This window comes from Hydrogenophaga sp. 70-12 (assembly GCF_001897365.1).
Lineage (GTDB): Bacteria > Pseudomonadota > Gammaproteobacteria > Burkholderiales > Burkholderiaceae_C > Hydrogenophaga > Hydrogenophaga borbori.
This window is the reverse complement of sequence record NZ_MKSS01000344.1, coordinates 35,218-59,529: the sequence shown is the minus strand read 5'-3', so window position 1 is coordinate 59,529 and position 24,312 is coordinate 35,218. Positions and strand designations below refer to the sequence as shown.

Here is a 24,312-nt window from a genome sequence, read left to right as displayed (position 1 = left end):
CCGATGTGCCCCTCTACCGCGCCGCGGGCGCCAACCTTTTCGCCCTCGGCTCCGACCTGGGGCTGCTCGTCAAGACCGCCGATGCGCTGGCCCAACGCCATTGCAGCGCGCTGGCGGCGAGCCCACGACAAGACTGAACCCACATGAACTACACACTCGAACCATTGGCCGCTGACGCGGTGAGCGAACCCGCGTCAAAAGGCCCGAGCTCTGGGCCCAACACCGGCCGATGCTGGAACGCAGCCTGGCCGAGTTCCGTCAGCTGCGGTTTTGCTACTCGTACGGCGATCTGCGTCCGGACATCTATGCCGCAGCGGTCCCGCTGCGCCGCGGCGCCCACTCGGAAATCCTCGTGATGAACTGCGTGGTGCAGTCCTACCAGATCCGCTCCGGCGATCTGGAGCGGGAAATCGGTCCTCGCTTGGCGGCCCTGGCCGAAAGCCTGGATGGTGGCGTGCGCTAGCCGCGCAAGGTCCACGCCTCAGGGGACAGGCGCCCCGGTGCGCCTGTTCCGCTTCGCCCGGGCGCGCAGCCGTTCGGCACGCCCTTGTCATTTCACGGTCAGCCGCAGCACCTTCCCGTCGCTGTCGTCCGTCAGCACATAGAGCCAGCCGTCCGGCCCCTCGCGCACGTCGCGGATGCGCTGGTTCAGTTCGGTCAGCAGGCGCTCCTGGTGCACCACGCGCCCGCCCTCCATCTGCAGGCGCACCAGGTGGCGGAACTTGAGCGAGCCGGTGAAGGCGTTGCCCTGCCAGGCCGCGCCGTAGCGGTCGCCGCGCAGAAACACCAGGCCCGAGGGCGCGATGGAAGGCACCCAGTACTGCACCGGCTGCTCCAGGCCCGCGCGGCTCGTCAGGCCGGCGCCGATGCGCCCGCCGCCGTAGTTTTCGCCGTAGGTGATGAGGGGCCAGCCGTAGTTCTTGCCGGCCTCGGGGCGGTTGAGTTCGTCGCCGCCCTGCGGGCCATGCTCGATGGTCCAGAGCGCGCCGTCCGGGCCCAGGGCCGCGCCCTGGATGTTGCGGTGGCCCAGGGTCCAGATCTCGGGCAGCGCGCGCGCCTGCTTCGTGAACGGGTTGTCGGGGTGCGGCTGGCCATTGGCCAGCACGCGCACCACCTTGCCGTGGTGGTTGTCCAGGGTCTGCGCGTCGTGCATGCGCAGGTAGCGGTCGCCCAGGGTGAGGAAGAAGCTGCCGTCGTCCGCCTGCACGATGCGGCAGCCGAAGTGCAGCCGGCTGCCCACCTTGGGCTTCTGGCTGAAGACCACGCGCAAGTTCTCGAGCGCGGTGCGGTCGTCCGACAGCCGCGCCGAGGCCATGGCGGTGGAATTGCCCACCAGCCCGGGCTCGCTGTAGCAGAAGTGCACGGTGCGGTTGCGGGCGAAGTCGCGGTCGGTGATGACGTCGAGCAGGCCACCCTGGCCCACGGCATCGACCTCGGGCAGGCCCTTGAGCGGCGGGCTGAGGCGGCCGTCGGCCTCCACCACCCGCAGGCGCCCGGGGCGCTCGGTCACGAGCAGTCGCCCGTCGCCGATGAAGGCCAGGCCCCAGGGGTTCTGCAGGCCGCCGGCCACCACCTCGGGCGTCAGGCGCACCGCCGGCTGGGCCAGGGCACCGGCGAAGGCCAGGCCGCCGGCCAGGGCGAAGAACAGGGGGCGAAGGCGTCGGATCATGGAATCTCCCATCGGTTCGAGGTGTTCAAGGCGTGCCCCGATGGAGGCGAGCGCCGGCGCCCGGGTTCCCGCAGGGCGTGTTCGCGCCCTAACCGAACGGCCGCACGCCGATCAGGAAGCCGTGCGCCCAGAACGCGAACACCACGTACAGCAGCAGGCCGCCCACCAGCGCGATGGCGTCGTTGGCCTTGCCGGGTCCGAAGGTGTGCGGGGCGCGCAGCAGGCCGGCGGACGCGCGGCGCTTGAGCGAGACCCGGTCGGCCACGGCCCAGGCCAGGAAGGCGCCGAACAGCACCACGTCCGCCAGGCCGCCATTGGCCAGCAGGTGGGCCAGCGCCCACAGCTTGGTGGCCGCCAGCATGGGGTGCTTCGCGGCGCGCTGGATGCGCCCGGGCAGGTAGGCCGACAGCAGCAGCACGAAAACCGGCAGCATCAGCACAGCGGCCACGTGGCGCATGGCCACGGGCGGGGTCCACAGCAGCACCGGGTTCTGCCGTGCGGCGCTGTAGCCGGCCACGATGAGGCCGAAACCGGCCAGGGCCACCAGCGTGTAGAGCCCTTTCCAGGGCCCCTCGCCGATGCGGTGCGCGACCGCGTGCCGCCAGCGCGGCGCGGCGATCGACACCGAATGGATGCCAAGAAACAGCACCAGTCCGAGCACAAGCCAGTCCATGGTCGACTCCCGTCGTGGGTGGAACGCAAAGACCGCGATGGTCTCACGGCCCCGGCCGCGCGCGGCGGGCGATCGCCAGCTCTTCGGCGACCAGTTCGGCCAGCGCCTCGGGACCGAAGCGCGTCAGGCCGCGGCCGTTGACGAAGAAGGTGGGCGTCTTCTCCACGTAGAGCGCATTGAGGTCTTCCACCTCCTGCTTCAGCAGGGCCTCCATCTCGGGGCGCTGCATGTCCTGCAGGGCGCGCTCGATGTCCAGCCCGGCCTGCTTGGCGGCGGCGAAGGCCAGCGAGGGATTGGGCTGCGCATGATCCGCCCAGGCGGGCTGCGCGTCCAGCACCGCTTCCAGCACGGGCTGGTACAGCCCCTGGCGGCGCGCCGCTTCCAGCAGCTTGACGACGCTGTCGGAGCCGGGATGGAACGGGGCGTAGCGGATCACGAGTTTCACCTCGCTGGGGTACTGCGCCAGCAAGGCCTTGACGAAGGGGTGGAAGGCGCGGCAGGCCTCGCAGGACGGGTCGAAGAACTCGACGATGGTCACCGGCGCGCCGGCTGGGCCCAGCACGGGCGAATGCATGCGCTGCAGGCGGGCCGGGTCGGCCCGCTGGGGCGCCGGCGCTTCGGCCGGCGCGCGCTGCTGCCAGGCCCACAGGCCGAGCGCGAAAAAGGTCAGGAGCACGCCCAGCAGGACGGCGGTGGTGAGGGGTTTGGTTTTCATGGGGAATCGGATCGGAGGGGAATGGGCCGTGGCCTGGTCGGCGCGGGCCCGGCGCCGCGCGGGCGGCGAAGGAAGGGAGCGTGTGGGGATGGCGCGCCGCGCCGCCAGGCGCGGGGCCTCAGGCGGGCTGGCGCGGCGCCCCGTGGCGCGCGGCGGGCCAGTTGGGGCGCTCCGGGCGGCTCGGGTGCCCGTCGCTCGGACGCCAGGGGGCGGCGCTCGGCGCGGCGCCGCGGCTGGCGGGCAACACCGCGCCGGGTGGTGGCAGCGCCACGCCGTGCGCGTGGCAAGGGTCGCCGTCCAGGCCAGCGGACGCCGCGGTCTGGACGGCCTGTCCGGACGCGGCCTCGGCGGCCGCGGCATCACCGGTCTCGGCGGCCACCACCTTGGCCGCCGCCCCCGCGCCGTGCACGCCATGCGCCAGCGACGACACCAGCGGCGCGCACAGCAGCAGCAGGATCAACAGCCAGCGGCGCACGGACACGGGCGAACGCTTGCGGCAGCGCTCAGGCCGCGCGCCGCTGTTCCATGGCCAGGCGCACCGCCAGCGCGGCCAGCACCGTGCCCATCACGTAGCGCTGCGCCGCCAGCCAGCGCGGGCTGCGCGCGAACCACAGCGCCAGCCTCGCGGCCGACAGCACGATGCTCAGGTTCACGCAGAAGCTCACCACGATCTGCGTCAGGCCGAGCTGCACGCTCTGTGCGAACACCGAGCCGTGCGCGGGCGAGACGAACTGCGGAAAGATCGACAGGTAGAAGACCGCGATCTTGGGGTTGAGCAGGTTGGTGAAGAAGCCCATGAGGAAGAGCTTGCGCGGTGGGTCGGCCGGCAGGTCCTGCGCCTCGAAGGGCGAGCGCGCGCCCGGCTTCACCGACTGCCAGGCCAGGTAGAGCAGGTAGGCCGCGCCGGCCCACTTGAGCAGTTCGTAGGCCAGGGGCACCGCCATGAACAGCGCGGTGAGGCCCACGGCCGCCGCGAACATGTGCGCCAGAAAGCCCACAACCACGCCCAGGAGCGAGATCACGCCCGCCCGCTTGCCCTGACAGAGCGAGCGCGACAGCAGGTACACCATGTTGGGGCCGGGCGTGATGGCCACGAACAGGGCGGCGGCCGCGAACAGCAGCCAGTCGTTCAGGGGAACCAAGGGGTATCTCCGGTGGGCGGTGGGCTCGAATGGTAGAGGGTCCGCCGTTTCCGGCGCTGGCGGCGGGAATGGTCCAGGTGCGAATCGATTTTTCCCGATCGCTTAATTAAATCAATTCACAGGCATATATCTTGTTATATTTATGCCATGGAAGACGTTGTCAAAGCGCTTGGGCTGCTGACCCTGGGCACGCGCCTGAAGCGCGTCGGCGAGCGGCTGCAGGCGCAGACGCAGGCCGTCATCGAAGCCGAGGGCGTGGACCTGCCCTCGTCCCACCTGCCGGTGCTGGCCACGCTGCAGCGCCTGGGGCCGCTCACGGTGGGCGACATTGCGCTGGCGCTGGGCGTGAGCCAGCCCGGCGTGACACGACAGCTGGGCAAGCTGCAGGAGGCCGGCCTGGTGATCGCGCGCCAATCGGCCGGCGACCTGCGGCTGCGCACCATCGAATTGACCGAGGCCGGCCAGCGCCATGTGGCCCATGCCTGGCGCTACACCTGGCCGGCCATCGAGGCCGCCGTGGCCGAGGCCTGCGCGCCACACGGCCCCGCCCTGCTCGCCCTGCTCCAGGCCCTGGAAGAGGCCCTGGACGCGCAAGACTTGCTGGCGCGCGTGAACCGCCACCAGCGCACCGCCGGAGACCCGCATGCACCCGCTTGACCACCCCGTCTGGGCCAGCCTCACCGGCGCGCACGCGCCCCTCTCCATGGGCGGCGCGCGGGCGCGCCGCTACCTGCCCGACGTCAACCGCTTCGCGGCCACGCCCGACGACGGCCCCGAGTCCCTGGCCGCGCTGGCGGCCCTGCTGGCGCCGGGCGAGAGCGTGCTCCTGCTGCAGGTGCCGCCGATCGAGGCGCCGCCCGGGCTGCGGGTGGTCAAGCGCGCCCTGGGCGTGCAGATGGGGGCCACGCGCGATCTGCGCGGCGAGGACATCGGCGAGGGCATCGCCGCGCTGGGCGAGCCCGACGCGCCCGAGATGCTCATGCTGGCCACCCTGACCGAGCCCGGACCCTTCCTCGCACGCACCCATGCGATGGGCGACTTCATCGGCGTGCGCCGCGAAGGCCGCCTGGTGGCCATGGCCGGCGAGCGCTTCCGCGTGCCGGGCCATGCCGAAGTGAGTGGCGTGTGCACGCACCCCGAGGCGCGCGGCCTGGGCCTGGCGCGGCGCCTGTCGGCGGCGGTGGCGGCGCGCATCCAGGCGCGCGGCGAGCAGCCCTTCCTGCACGCCTGGGAGACCAACACGCCGGCGATCGCGCTGTACGAGACGCTGGGTTTTCGGGTGCGAACGAAGGTCAACGTGGCGGTGCTGGAGCGCGTGGCCCTCTGAGGCCGCGGCCCGCCGGGCCTGTCAAGCGCCAAAGCGCCGGCGCGTGGAACCTCCCTCGGATGGGGGATGCCGGCCGCCCAAGCGCCGCGCTATGTTGCGCACCGGGCCATGGGTGTGCCCTGGGGAGTGGCGCGATGTTCAAGGCGTACGGTGCAACGGTCTCCCTGCTCAGCGTGGCTTGCCTGGTGCCAGGCTGTTCCGTGTTCACACCGCCCAAGGCCAAGCCGGTCATCGAAGACCGCGTGTCCGATTGGGGCGTCAAGAAGATCGGTGTCCTGGCCACCACCGCCGAGCGCCGGGTGGTGCTGGTCAGCATGCCCGAGAAGCGGTTCTGCGCGGAAGCGCCGCCCGACGTGGGCGAGGCGGTGTCCAGCGCCCTCAGCACCTCGCTGGACGCGCAGGGAACCGGCAAGATCACCGGACTGGAAGCCCAGCTGCAACAACAGCTCGCCACCTCGCTCCTGCAGCTGTCGCACCGGTCGCAAGGCCTGGAGCTCTACCGGGCCTCGACCTTCTTTCTGTGCACGCTCTACCTCAACGGCGTCATCAGCCAACAAGAGCTGGCCAGCAAGCACGACATGCTGCTGGACAAGGCCGTGGCGCTCATCAGCCAGGAGATCCCCGAGATCGCCGGCATCAAGGGCGCCATCCAGCCGGCCATGGCCGCGCCCGCCTTGAAGAGCGACGAGACGGGTCAGGCCAAAGGCTCCAAGGACGCGGCCAAGCAAGGCCAACCGGGAGCCGGGCAATGAACGGGACGGTCCGCGTGGTCGCGTTGCTGCTGGGCCTGGCGGCCGGCTCCGCCCAGGCGTTCAAGATGGGTCATGAGGAGGAGTACCGCGCCGTCGAGGACCGCACCATCGCCGGCCGGGACGCCGAAGGACACACCGTTTACGAACGCACCCAGGGCGTGGGCTCCAAGTTCGGCGATGCCATCCACGAGGACATGACGCTGGCCTCGCTGAAGCTCGCCCGGCAGCGGCCCGGGGAACTGCTGTGCAAGGTGTCGGCGCAAGACATCGAGCGCTTCGCGCGCAAGATTGACGCGGCACGCGTCGGCAACCGGGTCTGCTGCGACACGACCGCTAAATCGATCTGGTGCAACGGGGTGGTCGACCGGGTCCGCTACACGGACTTCCCGGATCGCCTGGCACCCCTGATCGCCGGCACACGCTGGCCCGACGACCCCTGCCATATGTCGGTCCGCCCCGACACCGTCACCGCCTGGGCGGCCTGGATGGTGGACCCGGGGTACCGCCGGTACGCCAACGCGAACTACAGCAGCCACTACCACCACAAGCAGTTCCTGCACGCGATGAAATCGGTGGGCTTCGGGTCCAACAAGAACAATGCCGAGACGCCAGGCGTGACCCAGCACAAGCTGATGACCTGGGCCGAGTTCGCCATGAAGGTGGCCAACGGCACCATCCCGTCGACCACGGCCTTGACCGCCGTGCCGCCCTATCTGGAACCCGGTCGCCAGAAGGCCTACAACCTGGGCTTCAGCGGCTACGGCAAGGCCAGCGTCGGGCGCCTGTTCGCGGGCACCAAGGGCGCGCCCGACCCCGACCACGTCCGCCAGATCGCGCTGGGCGCCTTGTTGCACACGGTGCAGGACTCGTTCTCTCTCAGCCACGCCAACCGCGAGCATCCGCAGGCCGCACGGCTGAAGGATCGGGGCCGCATCACCGGCTTTCGCAACTACCGCGACGAGATCCCGAGCGAGCACGGTGCGGCGGACGCGAGACCGCCCAACAACGACGGCACCACCGCCGAACTGTCCGACGCCCACCCGGTCGCCTACGGCGCGCACCTGATCGCGTGTGCCGCGTCAACCGATGACCGTGACGCCAACTGGTTGAAGCTGAAGCCCTGGCTGAGGGACCAGGTCTTCGCCATCGGCCCCCCAACGCCGCAAGGCCGCTAGACCCGGCTCAGCCGAAGCGCGCCGGCGCGTACGGCCGCGGCTCCACCAGCGGCGTCTCGCCACCCAGCAGCTCGGCCAGCAGCCGACCGCTCACCGGCCCCAGGGTGAAGCCCTGGTGCGCGTGGCCGAAGTTGAACCACAGCCCCCGGTGGCACGGCGCGGCGCCGATGACGGGCAGCATGTCGGCCGTGCAGGGGCGCGAGCCCATCCAGGGCTGGTCCTCCACCGGCCGCGGCAGGTCGAACAACTCGCTCGCCAGCGCGTGCGCGCGCGGCACCTGCACCGGCGTGGGCGGGCTGTCCAGGCGCGCGAACTCGGCCCCCGTGGTCACGCGCACGCCCTGGCGCATGGGCACGATGACCAGGCCGCCGTCGGCGTCGAGCATCGGCAGGCGCGGCGGCTCGCCGCCGCTGTAGTGGCGGTGGTAGCCGCGCTTGACGAACAGCGGGTAGCGGTAGCCCAGCGGGCGCAGCAGGCCGTCGGACCAGGGGCCCAGTGCCACCACGGCGTGCGCCGCGTCGATCTCGCCCTCGTCGGTGCCCACCCGCCAACCCGCGCCCACCTGGCGCAGCGTGCCCGCGTCGCCGCGCAGCACGCGCCCGCCCGACTGGCGCAGCAGCGCGGCGTAGCGCGCCACGAGTTCGCCCGGGTCGTTCACCGACCAGGGGTCCAGCCAGTGGATGGCGCCGGCCAGGCGCCGGCGCAGCGCCGGCTCGGCCTGCGCGAGCGCCTCGCTGTCGAGCACGGCGTAGCGCACGCCGTACCCGTCGGCCACGCGGCGCGCGTCGGCCACGGCCTGTCGCATCGAGCCGGCCTCGCGGAACGCGTCGCGAAAGCCTTCGCGGCGCACCAGGTCCTGCGCGCCAGCCCGCTCGATCAGCGCCTGATGCTCGCTCAGGCAGTGTTCGATCAGGCGCGCGTAGGACCGCGCGATGCGCTGGTGGCTGGCGGGGCGCGAGTTCCACCAATAGCGGCCCAGCGGCCCCGCCAGCGCGGGCAAGGCGCCCAGGTGGTAGTTGACGTCGGCGCCGCGCTTGAGGGCCACGCGCGCGAGCATGGCCCAGTCGCGCGGGAAGGCGTAGGGCTCCACCGCCTCGCGCTGGATGATGCCGGCGTTGCCGTAGGAGGTTTCGCGGCCGGGCCCGCGCCGGTCGACCAGGGTGACGGCGTGGCCGCGTTGGCGCAGGTGCAGCGCGGTGCACACGCCGACCATGCCGGCGCCGAGAACGATGACGGGATCTGCCATGAGCGAAGGCGTCGTGAAGAAGCCGGGATTATTCCCGCGCCCCGAGGCCTCGCCCCTGCTCAGTGCCCCAGCAGGTTCTGCCGCACGCGCAGCAGGTGCGCTCGCGTCATCTCCTTCGCGCGCGCCGCGTCGCGGTCGCGCAGGGCGTTCACGATCTCGCGGTGCTCGGCCTGGTAGGCCAGGCGGCGCTCGGGCGTCACGCTCTTCTTCTTGAGCTGACCCCAGTCGCCCTGGGCGCGCACGGTCTTCATCAGCTCGAAGACGTTGGCCACGAAGCTGTTGTGCGCGGCGTCGGCGATGGCCTGGTGCAGCTCGGCGTCCCAGTGCTCGAAGGCCTCCAGCGTGGTCGCGCGCTCGGCCTCGTCGCAGCAGCGGTCCATGCGCTGCAGGTCGGCCGCGTTGGCGTTGCGTATGGCCATGTCGATGATGGCCGGCTCCATCGCCAGGCGCGCCTCCATCAGCTCGGCCGGGCTGGTGGTGCGCGACGAGTCCTGCGCGGCGCGGTGCCCCAGGCGCTCGCCGGCCCGCTCGGTGACGTAGGTGCCGCTGCCCACGGTCTGCTCGATCAGGCCCTGCTGCTTGAGCGCCAGCAGCGCCTTGCGCACCGTGGTGCGGCTCACGCCGTGCTGCTCGGACAGCTCGCGCTCGGTGGGCAGGCGATCGCCCGCGCGCCACTGGCCGCTCTGGACCTGATCGAGAAGGCTCTGGTGCAACTGGTGGGACAGGCTCATGCGCGGCACTGTACCAAATCAGACCAATTCATCGACCCAACCCGGCCCCAGGGTATTCCCCCACTCAATCCGTTCTATGACGTCCTACCATTGCCGCTCTGGTACCAAATGGTATTTATTGGTATTTTGAACTGAACCATCAGGAGATTTCGTGCGCATCGCCACCTTCGCCCATGAGGGCCAACGCCGCGTCGGCCTCGTCTCGGCCGACGCCCGGTCCGTGACCCCCTTCGACCTGTCGCCCGCCGAGGCCCAGCGCGGCGCCCTCGCCCTGGTCGAGGCCCAGGCCCAGGGACTGGCCCTGCCGCCCACCCGCGGCGAGCCCATCGCCCTGTCGGCCGTGCGGCTGGAGGCGCCTATCCCGCGGCCCCGGCGCAACCTCTGGTGCGTGGGCCGCAACTACCACGAGCACGCCAAGGAACTGCAGGGCTCGGTCTTCAAGAACAACAACGCCAACCCGGCCCAGTGGCCCATCGTCTTCACCAAGGTGCCGGAGTGCGTGGTCGGCCCCACCGACACCGTGACCCTGCCCGGCGAGGCCATTTCGTCGCAGATCGACTACGAGGCCGAACTGGCGGTGGTCATCGGCACCGGCGGCAAGAACATCGCCAAGTCCGATGCCATGAAGCACGTCTGGGGCTACACCGCCGTCAACGACGTGACCGCGCGCGACGTGCAGATGCGCCACCAGCAGTGGGACATGGGCAAGAGCTTCGACACCTTCTGCCCCATGGGCCCCTGGATCGTCACGGCCGACGAGCTGGATGGCCAGCACACGCGCGTGCGCTGCTGGGTCAACGGCGAGCAGCGCCAGGACGGCCGCACCGAAGACCTGATCTTCGACATCCCCACGCTGATCGAGACGGTCTCGCGCGGCATCACGCTCTACCCGGGCGACGTGATCGCCACCGGCACGCCGGCCGGCGTGGGCATGGGCCTGAGCCCGCCGCAGTTCCTGAAGGCGGGCGACGTGGTGCGGGTCGAGATCGACGGCATCGGCTTCATCGAAAACCGCTTCGCCTGAGCCCGCGCCCTTCCCCACAACCACAGGAGACAGACAGCATGCAACGACGCGACTTCCACCGCCTGCTGGGCGCCTCGGCCCTCGGCCTCGGCGGCCTGGGCGGCACCGCCACCGCCTTCGCGCAGGACCCGTTCCCGAGCAAGCCCATCACCATGGTGGTGCCCTTCCCACCCGGCGGCGTGGCCGACGCCGTGGGCCGGCCGGTGGCCGAGGCCATGGCGCGCCACCTGAACCAGTCGGTGGTGGTGGTGAACCGCGGCGGCGCGGGCGGTGCCATCGGCATGGCGCAGGTGGCCAAGGCCCCGGCCGACGGCTACACCGTGCTGATGGCCTTGTCGTCCCTGGTGGTGCTGCCCGAAGCCGACCGCATCCTCAACCGCCCGCCGCAGTTCGAGGTGAACCAGTTGGCCCCCATCGCGCGCATGACGGCCGACCCCACCGTGCTGGTGGTGCGCGCCGACAGCCCCTGGAAGACCTACGCCGAGTTCATCGCCTACGCCAAGGCCAACCCGGGACGCGTCAGCTTCGGCTCGTCCGGCAACTACGGGACCATGCAGGTACCGATGGAGCAGCTCAAGGCCGCCACGGGCAGCTTCATGCTGCACGTGCCCTACACCGGCGCGGGCCCGGCCATCGTGGGCCTGCTGGGCGGCCAGGTGGACGCGCTGGCCAGCGGGCCGGCCAGCATCGTGGGCCACATCAAGAGCGGGCGCATGCGCGCGCTGGCGCACTGGGGCGAAGGCCGGCTGGCCCTGCTGCCGGACGTGCCCAGCTTCAAGGAGTTGGGCGTGAACATCGGCTATTCGCAGTGGGCCGGGCTGTTCGCGCCGGCCGGCACGCCACAGCCGGTGATCGACAAGCTGCGCGAGGCCGCGCGCGCCGCGGCGCGCGACGAGCGCACCATCCAGGTGATGACCACCGCCGGGACGCAGTTCCAGTACCAGGACGCGGCCGAGTTCGACGCCTTCGTCAAGGCCGACGCCGCGGCCATGAAGAGCGTGGTGCAGCGCATCGGCAAGGTGAACTGAAGGGCACAGGGCCGGGCAGCGGTTCGCCGCGCGGCCGGTCGAACGGGCGATCCGCCGCGCTCAGCGCCCGCGCGGCGCCACCGCGTCGATGCGCCGTTGCAGGCGCTCGGCGCTGGCCGTGTCGCCCGCGGCCTGGGCCGCGCGCTGCTGCACCAGCAGCCAGGCCAGCAGCGGCCGGGCCCAGCCCTGGGCCGAGGCGGTGTCCACCGCCAGCTGCACCAGCGCCGGGTTGGCCTGAGCACGCTGCAGGGCGGCGCCGGCGGCCACCAGTTGCGTCACCGGGTCCTGCACGCCGGCCAGCGCGCTGGCCGGGTCGGCCGCCGCGAGCGCGGCGCGGTGCGCGGCCGGCAGGCGCTCGGCATCGCCCGGCCGCAGGCGGTTGGCGAGGTAGCGCGCGTAGGCCGCGTCCTCGGGCGAGGCGTCGGCCGCCAGGGCCTCGAAGCCCGCGCAGGGCTCGAACACCAGCGTCGCCGTGCGCAGCGCGCAGCGGTGCAGCTCGGCGCGCGCCAGCAGGTCCAGGCGGCCGGTGCGCGCGATGGCGGCGCGCGCGCGCGTGAATTCCACCGCCTCGGTCGCGGTGCGCCCTTCCAGCCAGGCCAGGGCGGCGGCGTCGAGCCCGCTGCGCGCGCTCATCTGCCAGGCCGGGGTGGGCGGTCCGCTGGAACAGGCCGCGAGCGCCAGCGCGAGCAGCAGGGAAACGACGGCCCGGCTCATGGCAGCTTGATCTCCGTGTCGCGCGCGAAGGGCCACTTGCGGTTGATGTCGTCGATCAGGCCGTCGATCTTGCGCAGGCTGCTTTCCACGTCGGCGCGCAGCGGGCCCAGGTCGGTGGTGGCCTCGCGCGCGTTGCTGGCCACGCCCTGGGCCTCCACCAGCACGGCGTCGAGTTTTTGCAGGCTGCCCCGCGCCTGCTCGAGCAGGCCGTTCATCTGCACCACGGTGGCGCGCACATCGCCCACCACGCTGCCCTCGCCGGGCTTGGCGCCCTGGCCGAAGACCTGCCGGTCGGCGTTGGCCACCAGGCTGTCCAGGCGGGCGGCCAGGGCGTCGGCGCGCGCGATCAGCGCGTTGCTGCGTTCGATCGCCAGGCTGAGTTGTTTCGCGTCCGCCTCGTTGCCCACCAGCACGCCCATGGCGCCGTGCGGACCGTTGAGCTTCTCGGTGGTGGCGCGCAGGTTGGCCAGCGTGCCTTGCAGTGCCGCGTCCTCGCGCGTGATGGCGTTGAGGTTGTCCAGCAGCGAGCGCGCCGCCGCCGTGATCTGCGGGATCTCGGCCGCCGCGTCGCCGCGCAACACGGTGCGCTCGGCGCCGTCGGGCAGCGCCGGGTCGTCGAGCACGCCGCTGAAGGCGCGGATGCGCGTGCCGCCCACCAGGCTGCGTTCCATGGTGAAGATGCTGGACGTGCGCAGCCACTTGGCGTCGCGCTCGCGCACGTCGATCAGGATGCGCGCGTTGCCGTCGGCGGCCAGTTCCACGCGCGTGACGCGGCCGATGGGAAAGCCGGCGAAGGTCATGTCCATGCCCACGGTGACGCCCTCGGCGTCGTCGGCGATCAGCACCACGCGCTGCGTGGGCTCGAACACGCCGCGCGCGAACATCACGTACAGCGCCGAGCCCACCACCAGCAGCAGGGTCAGCGCCATCAGCAGCGCGGCCTTGAACTCCAGGCCGCGCACGGGCGGCGGCTCGGGCACCAGGGGTTCCTCGGACGCGGGTGATCGCTCGTGTTCGTTCATGCGCTCAGTAGTAGTTGCCCACCAGGGATCCGATCTCGACCATCAACAGCACGGAGAACAGCCGCGCGAACTCCATCATTTCGCTGCGCGCCACGTAGCGGCCGTGCTCGTCGGGTTCGGCCGCGGCGGCCAGCGGCACCACGGCCACCGCCAGGCTGAAGAACGCGGTCTTGAGCACGAAGATCAGCGAAACCACCGAGTTGAACACGCGCCCGACGTCGTAGGTGTAGGACGGCACCGCCCAGGGCGACAGCCCGTGCACCGTCAGGTAGGTGAGCACCAGGGCCACCACGCCCGACAGCGCGGCCAGCAGCACCACCGCGTGCACGCTGGCCAGGGCGCGCGGCAGCAGGGTGCCGGCCAGGCCGGCGATGCCGGGGATGCGCCGGCCCGCGCGCTGGCGCTGGTCCAGCTGGTGGCGCAGCAGCTCGGCGCCCGGCATGGCGTGGCGCAGCGCCACGAACAGGGCCGCGAACAGCGGGATCAGCTCCAGCACCAGGGTGCGCACCAGCACCTCCAGCGCGTACTGAGACAGCCCATAGCTGCCGGCCGTGGCCGTGACGATGCGGATGATGACCAGGCTGATGAGGGCCGACAGCACCAGGAACCACGGCAGCAGCGGCAGCACCGCCACCACCAGGTGCGACAGCACCGAGCGCGCGCGCCCGCCCGTGTAGCTGCTGGGTGAGAGCATCAGCACCGTGATCTGCGCGCCCATCTGCAGCGTGTGCCACCAGGCCACCAGCTGGGCGCGGCGCAGCCGCGTCTGGCGCTTGAAGCCCTGGTCCACATGGGAGGTGATGCCACGCATGCGGCGCATGATAGCCAGCGCCGGTGTCGGCCCCGCGTGTCTCAAGCTGAGAAAACCCGGGTCGCCCCGGCGACAACATGGTGAAAACGCCGATGGCCAAGATGCGCACGGCCGCTCCAATCGAAGCCCGTTGCCGCCGCCCCCTTCCCAGGAGACACCCAGAATGACCACCGCCATCGCACCCGTGGTGCGCCGCCAGACCATCGCCGACGCGCTGCACCGCACCGCCCAGCGCCTGCCCGACAAGCTCGCCATCGCCTGCGGCGACACCCGCTGGAGCTACGCCGACTTCAACGCCCTGGTCACGCGCCTGGCGGCCGGCCTGGCCCAGCTCGGCGTCGAGGAAGGCGACCGCGTGGCCGTGCTGGCGCGCAACTCGCACGGCTTCGCGGCGCTGCGCTTCGCCATCGCGCGCCGGGGCGCGGTGCTGGTGCCCATCAACTTCATGCTCAAGGCCGACGAGGTCGCCTACATCCTGCGCCACGCCGGCGCCAGGACCCTGGCCACCGACAGCGGCCTGGCCGAGCTGGCGCGCGCCGCCGCCGCGCAGGACACCGCCGTGGAGCGCTTCATCTGGCTGCCCAGCGAAGACCCCAGCGAGCCCGACGCCGCCATGCACCGCTTCGACCACCTCGCGGCCTGCGCGGACCCGCTGCCCGAGGTGCGGCTGCAAAGCACCGACCTGGCGCAGATCGTCTACACCAGCGGCACCGAGTCCATGCCCAAAGGCGCCATGCTCACGCACGACGCCGTGCTGTGGCAGTACGTGAGCTGCGTCATCAACGCCGAGATCGCCGAGGCCGACGTGGCCCTGCACGCGCTGCCGCTGTACCACTGCGCCCAGCTCGACGTGTTCTTCGGCCCCGCCATCTACATCGGCAGCAGCAACGTCATCACCGGCAAGCCGGTGCCCGACCACCTGCTGAACCTGCTGGAGAAACACCGCATCACCAGCTTCTTCGCCCCGCCCACGGTGTGGATCGCCCTGCTGCGCTCGCCGGCCTTCGACGCGGCGCGCCTGACAACCCTGGCCAAGGGCTACTACGGCGCGTCCATCATGCCGGTGGAGGTGCTCAAGGAACTGGCCGCGCGCCTGCCGGCGGTGCGGCTGTGGAACCTGTACGGCCAGACCGAGATCGCGCCGCTGGCCACCATGCTCGGCCCCGAGGACCAGCTGCGCAAGCCCGGCTCCTGCGGCAAGGCGGTGCTCAACGTGGAGACGCGCGTCGTCAACGAACTGATGGAAGACGTCATGCCCGGTGAGGTGGGTGAGGTGGTGCACCGCTCGCCGCACCTGATGCTGGGCTACTTCAACGACGCCGAAAAAACCGCCGCCAGCTTCTCGGGCGACTGGTTCCACAGCGGCGACCTCGCCACCATTGACGCCGAGGGCTACATCACCATCGTCGACCGCAAGAAGGACATGATCAAGACCGGCGGCGAAAACGTGGCCAGCCGCGAGGTCGAGGAAATGATCTACCGCCTGGGCGCGGTGAGCGAGGTGGCGGTGATCGGCCTGCCCGACGCCAAGTGGGTGGAGGCCGTGACGGCGGTGGTGGTGGTCAAGGCCGGCCAGTCGCTCAGCGAGGACGAGGTCATCGCGCACTGCAGCGCGAACATGGCCGGCTTCAAGGCCCCCAAGCGCGTGCTGTTCACCGACGCCCTGCCCAAGAACCCCAGCGGCAAGCTGCTCAAACGCGAGCTGCGGGTGCGCTACGCGACGGGCTGAGCGCGCGCCCGCGCCGGCGCGCGCTCACAGGGTTTCGTGGTGGCCCGCGCTGCCGCGCTTCCAGTAGGCCGAGGCGCGCACGCGCGATTTGTCCAGGCCATGGCCCTGCACCAGGGCCTGGCGCACGGCGGCCATGCTGGCGGCCTCGCCCGCGGCCCAGGCGAAGCCCGCGCCGGCGGGCAGCGTGAGCGCGGCCACCTCGCGCGCCAGCGCGTCGGCGGCGCCGGCCCGGACCCAATGAACCTCGGCCAGCGCCCGGTCCCCGAAGCCGCGGCGGTCGGCTTCGTCGGCGGTCTGCGCCACCACCAGGACGCGCGCGCCCTCGGGCAGCTCCTCGATGCGCCGCGAGATCGCCGGCAAGGCGGTCTCGTCGCCCACCAGCAGGTGCCAATCGAACCCCGTGGGCACCACGAATGAGCCGCGTGGCCCGCCCACGCCCACCTCGTCGCCCACCCGGGCGCCGGCGGCCCATTCGCTGGCCGCGCCATCGCCGTGCAGCAGGAACTCAATGTCCAGCCAGCCGGCGGCGGCGTCGAAGGCGCGCGGCGTGTAGTCGCGCATCCGGGGCTTCTCGGCGCCCGGCGGCAGGGCCAGGCCGTCCGGGCCGGGCTCGGGCAGCACCAGCGGCGCGCCAGCCCGCGCGGGCAGCATGAGCTTGAGGTGGTCGTCGAAGGAGGCGCTGACGAAATCGCCCAGCCCATCGCCCGTGAAGCGCAGGCGCAGGAAGTTCGCGCCCAGGCGCCGGATGTCGCTCACCCGCAGGCGGCGCACTTTCAGCGCGTGGCGCACGCGCTCCACGCTCAGGAAAGAAGGGGTGTTGGTGTTCATGAAGGTGTTTTGGTTGACAATGACAACCATCATTTCTCAAACTGGTTGACCACATCAACCATGTGGACATCATGATCCGCCCCACGACCACCGATGTGACCGACCGGCTGCACGCCGTCATGCACGGCCTTCGCCGCCACCTGCAGCAGGCCCTGCGCGAGGACGCCGAGGGCCTGAACCCGATGGAGGCCCGCTGCCTCAACTACTTCGCGCTCCACGAGGACCACACGCAGAGCGACCTGGTGCAGCACGCGGGGCGCGACAAAGCGCAGATCGCGCGCCTGGTGAAGGGCCTTCACGAGCGCGGCCTGCTGCAGGGCCAGGCCGACCCGGCCGATGGTCGCGTCCAGCGCCTGCGCCTGACCCCCGCCGGCCAGGCCCTGCAGCGCCGCCTGCAGCAGCACCGCGCCCGCTTCGAGAAGGCCCTGACGGCCGGGCTCAGCGCGCAGGAGCGCGCCACCCTGCTTGCCCTGCTCGACCGGCTGCAGGACAACCTGCCCGGTGGCTAACCGCTTGCCGGCCCTGTTTTCAGCCCTGCGCCAGCGCCCAGGCCACGTGTTCACGCACCAGCGCGCTGGAGTCGTCGGCGCGCGCCCGCAAGGCCCGCCGCACGGCCTCGTCCCCGGTGGCCCGCAGCGCGTTGCCCAGGCCCACCGCCAGGTTGCGCAGCCAGCGCTCGTGCCCGATGCGGCGGATCGCGCTGCCCTCGGTGCGGCGCAGGAACTCAGCCTCGCCCCAGGTGAACAGCTCGATCAGCGTGGCGCCGCCCAGGCCCTCGCGCGGGTCGAAGTCCGGCAGCGGCGAGCGCTGGGCGTACTTGTTCCAGGGGCAAGCCAGCTGGCAGTCGTCGCAGCCATAGATGCGATTGGCCATGGCCGGGCGAAGCTCGAGCGGGATGGGCCCGGCGTGCTCGATGGTGAGGTAACTGATGCAGCGGCGCGCGTCCACGCGGCGCGGGCCGGTGATGGCCTGGGTGGGGCAGACGTCGATGCAGGCGCTGCAGCTGCCGCAGTGCTCCGTCACCGGCTCGGAGGGTGGCAGGGCCAGGTCCACGTAGATCTCGCCGAGGAAAAACATGGAGCCCGCCTCGCGGTGCAGCGTCAGCGTGTGCTTGCCGCGCCAGCCGATGCCGCTGCGCGCCGCCAGCTCCACCTCCAGCACGGGGGCGGAGTCGGTGAACACGCGGTGGCCGAAGGGGCCGACGGCCTCGGCGAGGCGCTCGGACAGCCGCTGCAGGCGCGATCGCAGCACCTTGTGGTAGTCCCGCCCCCGCGCGTAGACCGAGACGATGGCCTCGCCGGGGCGCTGCAGGCGGGCCCATTCCTGCGCCACCCAGTCGGGCGCCGTGTCGCGCGGCAGGTAGTCCATGCGCGCGGTGATCACGCTCAGCGTGCCGGGCACCAGCTCGGCCGGACGGGCGCGTTTGAGGCCGTGCGCGGCCATGTAGGCCATCTCACCGTGGCATCCAGCCGACAACCAGGCCATCAATCCCGGTTCTGCGGCGCTCAGATCCACCCCGGCCACCCCGATTTGGGAGAATCCGAGCTGTCGTCCCCAAGCACGCAACTGCGAGACGAGTTGAGCAGCATCCAACACAGCCTTCATGGGGCGCCGATGGTAGCAACGGCCCCCGCCACCTGGCAGGGCCGCTGGGCCCACGAGGCCGACACCCAGGCCTTCGCCCAGCGCCTGGCCCTGTGCCCCGCCGTCGCCCACGCCACCCTGGCCCTGCACGGCGACCTCGGCGCCGGCAAGACCACCTTCGTGCGCCACCTGCTGCGCGCGCTCGGCGTCAACGGCCGCATCAAGAGCCCCACCTACGCCGTGATCGAACCGCACAGCGCCATCGACTGCCCCCTCATGCCGCCGGGCGAGGCGCTGTCCATCTGGCACTTCGACTTCTACCGCTTCAACGACCCGCGCGAATGGGAGGAAGCGGGCTTTCGGGAACTGTTCGCCAGTCCTGGCCTCAAGCTCGTCGAATGGCCCGAACGCGCCGCGGGCTTCCTGCCCCCCATCGACCTGGACCTGTACATCACGCCCGACCCGATGAACACCGACCCCGAGCACGACGACGCGCGCCAGGTGCGCGCCGAGGCCCGAACCCCCGCCGGCCAGCTGCTGCTGGCCGCAGTCCAATGACGGGGCCGATGCATCACTCCCCCCTGCCCCGCCGCAGGCTGCTGCAGGCCGGCACCCTGGTGCTGCTGCTGGGCACCGCCCACCTCGCCCGCGGCGCCAAGGTGGTGGCCGTGCGCATGTGGCCGGCCGAGGACTACACCCGCGTCACCATCGAAAGCGACGCGCTGCTCAAGACCAACTCCTTCATGGTCAACGACCCGCCGCGCCTGGCGGTGGACATCGAGGGCGTGGACCTGCTGCCCGGCCTGCGCGAGCTGGTGGGCCAGCTCCAGTCCGACGACCCCAACATCGCCGGCCTGCGCGTGGCCCAAAACGCGCCCAACGTGGTGCGCCTGGTGATCGACCTCAAGCACCCGATCAAGCCGCAGATCTTCAACCTGCAGCCCGTGGCGGCCTACCAGCACCGCCTGGTCTTCGACCTCTACCCCAGCGCCCCGCCCGACCCGCTGCTGCAGTTGGTGGAGCAGCAGTCCCAGGCCGACAAGGCGGCCAGCGAGCGCGCCGCCCGCCTGCTGGGCAAGGAGACCGAGGGCCTGGCCCGCACCCAGCCCGACCCGCTGGGCGATCTGATCGCACGCAGCCAGCGCGGCGAGGCGTCACCGCCCGAGACCCCGGCCGACACCCCGTCCGCACCGCCGCCCGTGGCCAAGGCCCCCCTGCCGCCCGGCCCGAGCAAGCAGCGCCCCGGTGGCGGAGCCAGGCAGGCGCCCACCGAGCGCCTCATCATCGTGGCGCTCGACCCCGGCCACGGCGGCGAAGACCCCGGCGCCATCGGCCCCAAGGGCACCCAGGAAAAGCAGGTGGTGCTGCAGATCGCGCGCAAGCTGCGCGACCGCATCAACGCCACCACCGTCAACGGCAACCCCATGCGCGCCTTCATGACGCGCGACGCCGACTTCTTCGTGCCGCTGCAGACCCGCGTGGCCAAGGCCCAGCGCGTGCGCGCCGACCTGTTCATCAGCATCCACGCCGACGCCTTCTACAACGCCCGGCCGCAGGGCGCCAGCGTCTACGCGCTGAGCACGCGCGGCGCCAGTTCGGCCGCGGCGCGCTGGATCGCCGACAAGGAAAACAAGGCCGACTTGGTGGGCGGCCTGAACGTGCGCGCCAAGGACGCCACCATCCAGCGCGCCTTGCTCGACATGAGCACCACGGCCCAGATCAACGACAGCCGCAAGATCGGCACCAAGCTGCTGGGCGAGGTGGGCCGCCTGGGCAAGCTGCACAAGCCGCAGGTGGAGCACGCCAACTTCGCGGTGCTGCGCGCGCCCGACATTCCCAGCGTGCTGGTGGAAACCGCCTTCATCAGCAACCCCGACGAAGAACGCCGCCTGCGCGACCCGAAGTACCAGGACGACCTGGCCGACGCCCTGCTGCGCGGCATCGTGAAGTACTTCGAGGCCAACCCACCGCTGGCGCGCAACCGCACGATCTGAACGGAGCGGCCTGCCCCGTGGCGACTCGCATCATCGAGGTGCAGGTGAAACCCAACGCGCGCGTGAGCGAGCTGGTGGACAACGGCGACGGCAACTGGACCGCCCGCTTGAAGTCGCCGCCGGTGGACGGCAAGGCCAACGAGGAGCTGATCGCGCTGGTGGCCAGGCGCTTCGGCTGCGCCAAGGCCGAGGTGGGCATCAAGACGGGCGCGAGCGGCAGGCGCAAGCGGCTGGTGATCGGCGGGGCTTGAGCCCCGGCGCTACCGCACCAGCAGCACCGGCGTGCGGCACAAGGACAGCACCTTCGTCGCCACCGACCCCATCACCAGCCCGGCCATCGCGCCATGGCCGTGGGTGCCCATCATGACCAGGTCGAACCGGCGCTCGCTGGCGAACCTGGCGATGGTCGAACCGGGGGAGCCGACCCGGTGGACAAAGGTGACGCCCTGCAGGTGCCGATTCAGGAAGGTCCGTATCGGCCTCAGCACCGTCTCGGCATCGTCCCGGTACAAGGCCTGCGCCTGCGGTTTGCCCACAAAAGCCGCCGCGCGGTGGGGAATTGCCGGCACGCAATGCAGCACCGTGTAGCGGTGCTGCGGGCCCAGCCATTCGCCGTGGGCCGCGATGAAGGCCAGCATGCGCTTGGTGCAAGCGCTGCCATCGGCCGCGATCAGGATCTTCACGCATGAACCTCCTAGCCCGGCAACCATAGCAGTTGCGCCGGGCGCCGTCACCCGGGCGGCGCGACACCCTGTCCATTACGGGGCTCGGGCTGGCCCGGGTCGGGCGCGCGCCGGCGCACCCACTTGACCACCTCGAACCAGACCACGCTCGCCAGGCCGCCAGCCACGGCCGCGGCCAGTTCGAGCGGGGCCAGCGGCGCAAAACGCAGCACGCCCGCCGCCCAGGGCAGGTACAAGGCCAGCGCCAGCAGCACCAACCCCGCGCCGATGACCCACCACAGCGTGCGGTTCGGCGTGCGCAGGGAGGCCCACAACGAGCCGCTGGCGGAGCGGTTCGACAGGATGAGCGCGAGATTGCCGGTCACGAGCGTCGCGAATCCGAAGGCCCGCGCCTGCTCCTCCGCCATCGACCCACGGGCCCAGGCGAAGGCCAGCAGGACCGCGGCCAACACGCCCAGGCCTTGCAGCAGCGCGAGCCACAGCGTCGCCCCCCCAAACAGCGGCGCCTCGGGCCGCCGCGGGGGGCGCTGCATCACCCGGCGCTCGGCCGGCTCGTTCTCGAACGCGAGGGAACAGGCCGGGTCGATGATGAGTTCGAGCAGCGCGATGTGCATCGGGTACAGCAGCGCCGGCCAGCCGAACAGCCCCGGCAGCAGGGCCATGCCGGCGATCGGCACGTGCACCGCGAGGATGTACGACATGGCCTTGCGCAGGTTGTCGAAGATGCGGCGCCCGAGCCGCACCGCGCGCACGATGGCCGCGAAGTTGTCGTCGACCAGCACCAGGGACGCCGACTCGCGCGCCACGTCGGTGCCGCGCCCGCCCATGGCCACGCCGACGTGCGCCGCCCGCAGGGCGGGCGCGTCGTTCACGCCGTCGCCGGTCATCGCCACCACCTCGCCGCGCGCCTTGAGCGCCTGGACGATGCGCAGCTTCTGTTCGGGGGCAATGCGGGCGCACACGCTGACCTCGGCCATGCGCTCACGCAAGGCCGGCTCGTTGAGCGTGGCGATCTCATCGCCCGACAGCACGCCCGCGCCGCCGTCGTCCAGGCCGGCCTGGCGGGCGATGGCGCGCGCCGTCACCGGGTAGTCGCCGGTGATCATCACCACACGGATGCCGGCCGCGCGGCACTCGGCCACGGCGGCCGGCACCTCGGCCCGCACCGGATCGGCCAGGCCGAGCAAGCCCACGAACTCGAAGTCGAAGCCGTGTTCGTGGGTGGGCAGTTCGTGGCCCGCGACCACACCGCGGGCCGCCGCCAGCACGCGCAGCCCCTGGGCGGCCAGCGCATCGACCGCGGCGGCGATGCGCTGCCGGTCCGCCGGGCCCAGGTGGCACAGGTCGACGACCGCTTCCGGCGCGCCCTTGGCCACCACCGTGCGGGCGCCGTCGCGGCCATCGGCCCAAACGTGGGACATGGCGCGCAGCGCCGGTGTCAGGGCGTAGGTCTGCACCAAGCGCCAGTCCCGGTGCAGGTGCTCGGTGTGGGCGAGGAAGCGCTGGCCCAGGCGGTGGAAGGCCTTCTCCATCGGGTCGAAGGGATCGATCTGGCTGGCCAGAATCGCGACCTCGACCAGGCCGTGGAACGCCTCCGGCAGCTCGCCGTCGGCCAGCGGGTCCAGCACCAGGCGCTCACTGACCGCGGGTCCGCCCGCCACCAGGTGCGTCACCGCCATGCGGTTCTCGGTCAGGGTGCCGGTCTTGTCGACGCACAGCACCGTGGTGGCCCCAAGCGTCTCGATCGCGGTGAGCCGCCGCGTCAGCACGCCCTCCTTCGACAGGCGGCGCGCCCCCAGGGCGGGAAACACGGTCAGCACCACGGGGTACTCCTCGGGCAGCATGGCCATGGCCAGCGCGATGCCGGCGAGCAGCGCCTGCAGCCAGTCGCCGCTGGACGCGCCCAGGATGAGCACCAGCGCCAGGCTGAACAGCAAGGCCAGCAGAGCCAGGCGGCGCACCAGCCGGTCCGTCTGCCGCTGCAGCGGCGTCCGCTCGCTGGCCAGCGTGCCCAGCGCCTCGCCGATGCGGCCGATCGCGCTGCGCGCACCGGTCGCCGCGACGCGCGCCATCGCGTGCCCCTGCACGATCAGCGTGCCGGCATACACCATCGGCTGGTCGTCGCCACCGGGGGCGGTGCGCGCCGACGCCGGCGTGGCGGGATCGGCCCCTTCTTCGGCGCGGGCCTGGCGCTTGCCGACCGGCACGGATTCGCCCGTGAGCAGCGACTCATCGACCTGCACGCTGTCGGCCGTCAGCAGCCAGGCGTCGGCGGAAACGCGGTCGCCCTCGTTCAGCACCAGCAGGTCGCCGCGCACCACCTCGCGGCCCGCGATGCGCTGCGCCTGCCCGTCGCGGATGACCAGCGCGCGCGGGCTGGTGAGCTCGCGCAGCGCCTCGATGGCGCGTTCCGTGCGGCCCTCCTGGTACAAGGTCAGCGCCAGCGTGACGACCACAAAGCCCAGGAGCGTCAGGCCCTCCTGCAGATTGCCGAGCGCCAGGTACAGCAGGCCCGCGGCCAGCAGCAACAGGAACATCGGCTCGCGCAAGGTCTCCCGCGCGATCGCCAGCAGGGTGTGCCGCTCACCGCCCGGCAGCGCGTTGGGGCCCTCCTGCGCCAGCCGCCGCGCCGCCTCGGCCGCGGTGAGCCCGATGGCCTCGGGGGTGCCGTGGGCGGTGGAGGGGGCTTCGGCCCGGTTCATGCGTTCACGCGCACGGTCTGCAGTGCGACGGGCGGGCGATCAAACAACGCCGGCTCGCCGCGCGCCTCTCAACGCCCCTCCGGCTCGAAGAAGCGCCGCGCCAGGCCGGCGCGCCCCGGATAGAACTTGAAGAAAGGCCGCGCCTGCTCCACGGTGCGCGCCACCGAGGGGCGGTCCATGAGGCGTTCAAAGTAGGCCGCCAGGCGGGGCTGGTCTTCGGACAGCGGCACGTAGGTCACCGCATAGAACAGGGCCGGCGCCGCCGCGCAATCGGCCATGCTGAAGCCATCGGCGGCCACCCACTGGCGGCCCTGCAGGTGCCTGTCGATCAGCGCATAGGACTTGAGCAGCGCTTCGCGGGCCTGGGCCACGTTCAGCGGGTCGCGCTGGGCCTCGGGGCGCAGCAGGTCGGCCGTGAACGCCTGCATGGGCGTCATCACGTACTGGTCGAACAGGCGGTCCCACAGACGCACCTCAAGCGCCTGCTCGGCGTCGGCGGGGATGAGCGCCCGCCCGGGCGGCGCATGGCGGCGCTGCAGGTGCTCGATGATGATGCTGGTCTCGGCGATCACCCGCCCCTGGTCCTCCAGCAGCGGCATCTTGCCAAGGGGCCAGAGCGCCAAGAAGGCCTCGCGCTGCGTGGGATCGCCCAGGTTCAGCAGGCGCTTGTCGACCTCGACGCCCAGCTCGTCGAGCGCGATCAGCAGCTTGTGACAGTACGAGGACAGCGGGTGGTAGTGCAGCGTCGGGAGGGGCATGGCGG

At 71.8% G+C, this 24,312-nt stretch carries 27 protein-coding genes; 12 read left to right on the top strand and 15 right to left on the bottom strand.

Annotated elements, in window-relative coordinates:
• The first annotated feature begins 229 nt into the window (after positions 1 to 229).
• A complete protein-coding gene (locus BGO22_RS17980) occupies positions 230 to 463 on the top strand; it encodes an IclR family transcriptional regulator C-terminal domain-containing protein (protein ID WP_070398588.1) in 234 nt (77 codons plus the stop codon).
• 87 nt (positions 464 to 550) lie between these two features.
• Here BGO22_RS17980 and BGO22_RS17975 read toward each other — a convergent pair whose 3' ends face one another.
• The 5 genes from BGO22_RS17975 to BGO22_RS17955 all read right to left on the bottom strand — a co-directional run bounded on the left by BGO22_RS17975 (position 551) and on the right by BGO22_RS17955 (position 4,199).
• Positions 551 to 1,669 carry a PQQ-dependent sugar dehydrogenase gene (locus BGO22_RS17975; protein WP_070398589.1) on the bottom strand — a complete coding sequence of 373 codons (1,119 nt, stop codon included), beginning with the start codon at positions 1,667 to 1,669 and terminating at the stop codon, positions 551 to 553.
• Between the two features lie 88 nt (positions 1,670 to 1,757).
• The gene (locus tag BGO22_RS17970; protein ID WP_070398590.1) at positions 1,758 to 2,342 is read right to left on the bottom strand and encodes an NnrU family protein; all 585 of its coding nucleotides are present in this window, start codon (positions 2,340 to 2,342) and stop codon (positions 1,758 to 1,760) included.
• Positions 2,343 to 2,385: 43 nt separating this feature from the next.
• Complete coding sequence (locus BGO22_RS17965) at positions 2,386 to 3,057, bottom strand: DsbA family protein (RefSeq protein ID WP_070398591.1); 672 nt, start codon at positions 3,055 to 3,057, stop codon at positions 2,386 to 2,388.
• Between the two features lie 118 nt (positions 3,058 to 3,175).
• Positions 3,176 to 3,538: a hypothetical protein gene (locus BGO22_RS17960; RefSeq protein WP_070398592.1), complete on the bottom strand. Its 363-nt coding sequence runs from the start codon at positions 3,536 to 3,538 to the stop codon at positions 3,176 to 3,178.
• A gap of 22 nt (positions 3,539 to 3,560) precedes the next feature.
• Complete coding sequence (locus tag BGO22_RS17955) at positions 3,561 to 4,199, bottom strand: LysE family translocator (protein ID WP_070398593.1); 639 nt, start codon at positions 4,197 to 4,199, stop codon at positions 3,561 to 3,563.
• Positions 4,200 to 4,346: 147 nt separating this feature from the next.
• Here BGO22_RS17955 and BGO22_RS17950 point away from each other — a divergent pair, with 147 nt between their 5' ends.
• From BGO22_RS17950 to BGO22_RS17935, 4 genes are all read left to right on the top strand, one after another.
• Positions 4,347 to 4,856, top strand: a complete 510-nt coding sequence (locus BGO22_RS17950) for a MarR family winged helix-turn-helix transcriptional regulator (RefSeq protein ID WP_070398594.1) — start codon at positions 4,347 to 4,349, stop codon at positions 4,854 to 4,856.
• Entirely contained in the window at positions 4,843 to 5,526 is a 684-nt protein-coding gene (locus BGO22_RS17945) for a GNAT family N-acetyltransferase (RefSeq protein ID WP_070398595.1), read from the top strand. The genes BGO22_RS17950 and BGO22_RS17945 overlap by 14 nt, the downstream gene beginning before the upstream one ends.
• Before the next feature lie 134 nt (positions 5,527 to 5,660).
• The gene (locus BGO22_RS17940) at positions 5,661 to 6,278 is read left to right on the top strand and encodes a hypothetical protein (RefSeq protein WP_070398596.1); all 618 of its coding nucleotides are present in this window, start codon (positions 5,661 to 5,663) and stop codon (positions 6,276 to 6,278) included.
• Between the two features lie 14 nt (positions 6,279 to 6,292).
• The gene (locus tag BGO22_RS17935; protein WP_286852037.1) at positions 6,293 to 7,453 is read left to right on the top strand and encodes a hypothetical protein; all 1,161 of its coding nucleotides are present in this window, start codon (positions 6,293 to 6,295) and stop codon (positions 7,451 to 7,453) included.
• A 7-nt stretch (positions 7,454 to 7,460) separates the two neighbouring features.
• Here BGO22_RS17935 and BGO22_RS17930 read toward each other — a convergent pair whose 3' ends face one another.
• Together BGO22_RS17930 and BGO22_RS17925 are read right to left on the bottom strand one after the other, a co-directional pair.
• Positions 7,461 to 8,699, bottom strand: coding sequence for an NAD(P)/FAD-dependent oxidoreductase (locus BGO22_RS17930; protein ID WP_286852035.1), 1,239 nt, complete (start codon positions 8,697 to 8,699; stop codon positions 7,461 to 7,463).
• Between the two features lie 59 nt (positions 8,700 to 8,758).
• Entirely contained in the window at positions 8,759 to 9,430 is a 672-nt protein-coding gene (locus BGO22_RS17925) for a FadR/GntR family transcriptional regulator (protein ID WP_070398599.1), read from the bottom strand.
• Between the two features lie 151 nt (positions 9,431 to 9,581).
• Here BGO22_RS17925 and BGO22_RS17920 point away from each other — a divergent pair, with 151 nt between their 5' ends.
• Both BGO22_RS17920 and BGO22_RS17915 read left to right on the top strand, forming a co-directional pair.
• Entirely contained in the window at positions 9,582 to 10,454 is an 873-nt protein-coding gene (locus BGO22_RS17920; RefSeq protein WP_070398600.1) for a fumarylacetoacetate hydrolase family protein, read from the top strand.
• Between the two features lie 38 nt (positions 10,455 to 10,492).
• Positions 10,493 to 11,482, top strand: a complete 990-nt coding sequence (locus BGO22_RS17915; RefSeq protein ID WP_070398601.1) for a tripartite tricarboxylate transporter substrate binding protein — start codon at positions 10,493 to 10,495, stop codon at positions 11,480 to 11,482.
• 60 nt (positions 11,483 to 11,542) lie between these two features.
• On the opposite strand, the gene BGO22_RS17910 is transcribed toward BGO22_RS17915, so the two are convergent.
• Genes BGO22_RS17910 through BGO22_RS17900 form a run of 3 tightly spaced genes read right to left on the bottom strand, consistent with a single transcriptional unit; the run spans position 11,543 to position 14,029 of the window.
• Positions 11,543 to 12,196 (bottom strand): hypothetical protein, encoded by a 654-nt coding sequence (locus BGO22_RS17910; RefSeq protein ID WP_070398602.1) that lies wholly within the window; start codon positions 12,194 to 12,196, stop codon positions 11,543 to 11,545.
• Positions 12,193 to 13,218 (bottom strand): MlaD family protein, encoded by a 1,026-nt coding sequence (locus BGO22_RS17905; protein ID WP_070398603.1) that lies wholly within the window; start codon positions 13,216 to 13,218, stop codon positions 12,193 to 12,195. Before BGO22_RS17905 ends, BGO22_RS17910 begins: the two co-directional genes overlap by 4 nt.
• Positions 13,219 to 13,222: 4 nt before the next feature.
• Positions 13,223 to 14,029 (bottom strand): ABC transporter permease, encoded by an 807-nt coding sequence (locus BGO22_RS17900; protein WP_139146990.1) that lies wholly within the window; start codon positions 14,027 to 14,029, stop codon positions 13,223 to 13,225.
• A gap of 163 nt (positions 14,030 to 14,192) precedes the next feature.
• Here BGO22_RS17900 and BGO22_RS17895 point away from each other — a divergent pair, with 163 nt between their 5' ends.
• Positions 14,193 to 15,758, top strand: a complete 1,566-nt coding sequence (locus tag BGO22_RS17895) for a fatty acyl-CoA synthetase (RefSeq protein WP_070398604.1) — start codon at positions 14,193 to 14,195, stop codon at positions 15,756 to 15,758.
• Between the two features lie 24 nt (positions 15,759 to 15,782).
• Here the strand turns inward: BGO22_RS17895 and BGO22_RS17890 are convergent, their stop codons facing one another.
• On the bottom strand, positions 15,783 to 16,586 hold the full coding sequence (locus BGO22_RS17890) for a siderophore-interacting protein (protein WP_070398744.1): 804 nt from the start codon (positions 16,584 to 16,586) through the stop codon (positions 15,783 to 15,785).
• A 71-nt stretch (positions 16,587 to 16,657) separates the two neighbouring features.
• On the opposite strand from BGO22_RS17890, the gene BGO22_RS17885 reads away from it, so the two are divergent.
• Complete coding sequence (locus BGO22_RS17885; RefSeq protein WP_070398745.1) at positions 16,658 to 17,095, top strand: MarR family winged helix-turn-helix transcriptional regulator; 438 nt, start codon at positions 16,658 to 16,660, stop codon at positions 17,093 to 17,095.
• A gap of 19 nt (positions 17,096 to 17,114) precedes the next feature.
• Here the strand turns inward: BGO22_RS17885 and queG are convergent, their stop codons facing one another.
• Positions 17,115 to 18,191, bottom strand: coding sequence for a tRNA epoxyqueuosine(34) reductase QueG (gene queG, locus BGO22_RS17880; RefSeq protein ID WP_083293073.1), 1,077 nt, complete (start codon positions 18,189 to 18,191; stop codon positions 17,115 to 17,117).
• A gap of 9 nt (positions 18,192 to 18,200) precedes the next feature.
• Here queG and tsaE point away from each other — a divergent pair, with 9 nt between their 5' ends.
• The 3 genes from tsaE to BGO22_RS17865 are packed head-to-tail and all read left to right on the top strand — an operon-like array spanning position 18,201 to position 20,415.
• Entirely contained in the window at positions 18,201 to 18,728 is a 528-nt protein-coding gene (gene tsaE, locus BGO22_RS17875) for a tRNA (adenosine(37)-N6)-threonylcarbamoyltransferase complex ATPase subunit type 1 TsaE (protein WP_286852032.1), read from the top strand.
• Between the two features lie 8 nt (positions 18,729 to 18,736).
• Positions 18,737 to 20,164 carry an N-acetylmuramoyl-L-alanine amidase gene (locus tag BGO22_RS17870; RefSeq protein WP_286852031.1) on the top strand — a complete coding sequence of 476 codons (1,428 nt, stop codon included), beginning with the start codon at positions 18,737 to 18,739 and terminating at the stop codon, positions 20,162 to 20,164.
• A 17-nt stretch (positions 20,165 to 20,181) separates the two neighbouring features.
• Positions 20,182 to 20,415 carry a DUF167 domain-containing protein gene (locus tag BGO22_RS17865; RefSeq protein ID WP_070398607.1) on the top strand — a complete coding sequence of 78 codons (234 nt, stop codon included), beginning with the start codon at positions 20,182 to 20,184 and terminating at the stop codon, positions 20,413 to 20,415.
• 9 nt (positions 20,416 to 20,424) lie between these two features.
• On the opposite strand, the gene BGO22_RS17860 is transcribed toward BGO22_RS17865, so the two are convergent.
• The 3 genes from BGO22_RS17860 to BGO22_RS17850 all read right to left on the bottom strand — a co-directional run bounded on the left by BGO22_RS17860 (position 20,425) and on the right by BGO22_RS17850 (position 24,307).
• Positions 20,425 to 20,847: a universal stress protein gene (locus tag BGO22_RS17860; RefSeq protein WP_070398608.1), complete on the bottom strand. Its 423-nt coding sequence runs from the start codon at positions 20,845 to 20,847 to the stop codon at positions 20,425 to 20,427.
• Between the two features lie 47 nt (positions 20,848 to 20,894).
• On the bottom strand, positions 20,895 to 23,549 hold the full coding sequence (locus BGO22_RS17855) for a cation-translocating P-type ATPase (RefSeq protein ID WP_070398609.1): 2,655 nt from the start codon (positions 23,547 to 23,549) through the stop codon (positions 20,895 to 20,897).
• A gap of 68 nt (positions 23,550 to 23,617) precedes the next feature.
• Positions 23,618 to 24,307, bottom strand: a complete 690-nt coding sequence (locus BGO22_RS17850; RefSeq protein WP_070398747.1) for a glutathione S-transferase family protein — start codon at positions 24,305 to 24,307, stop codon at positions 23,618 to 23,620.
• Between the last annotated feature and the right edge of the window lie 5 nt (positions 24,308 to 24,312).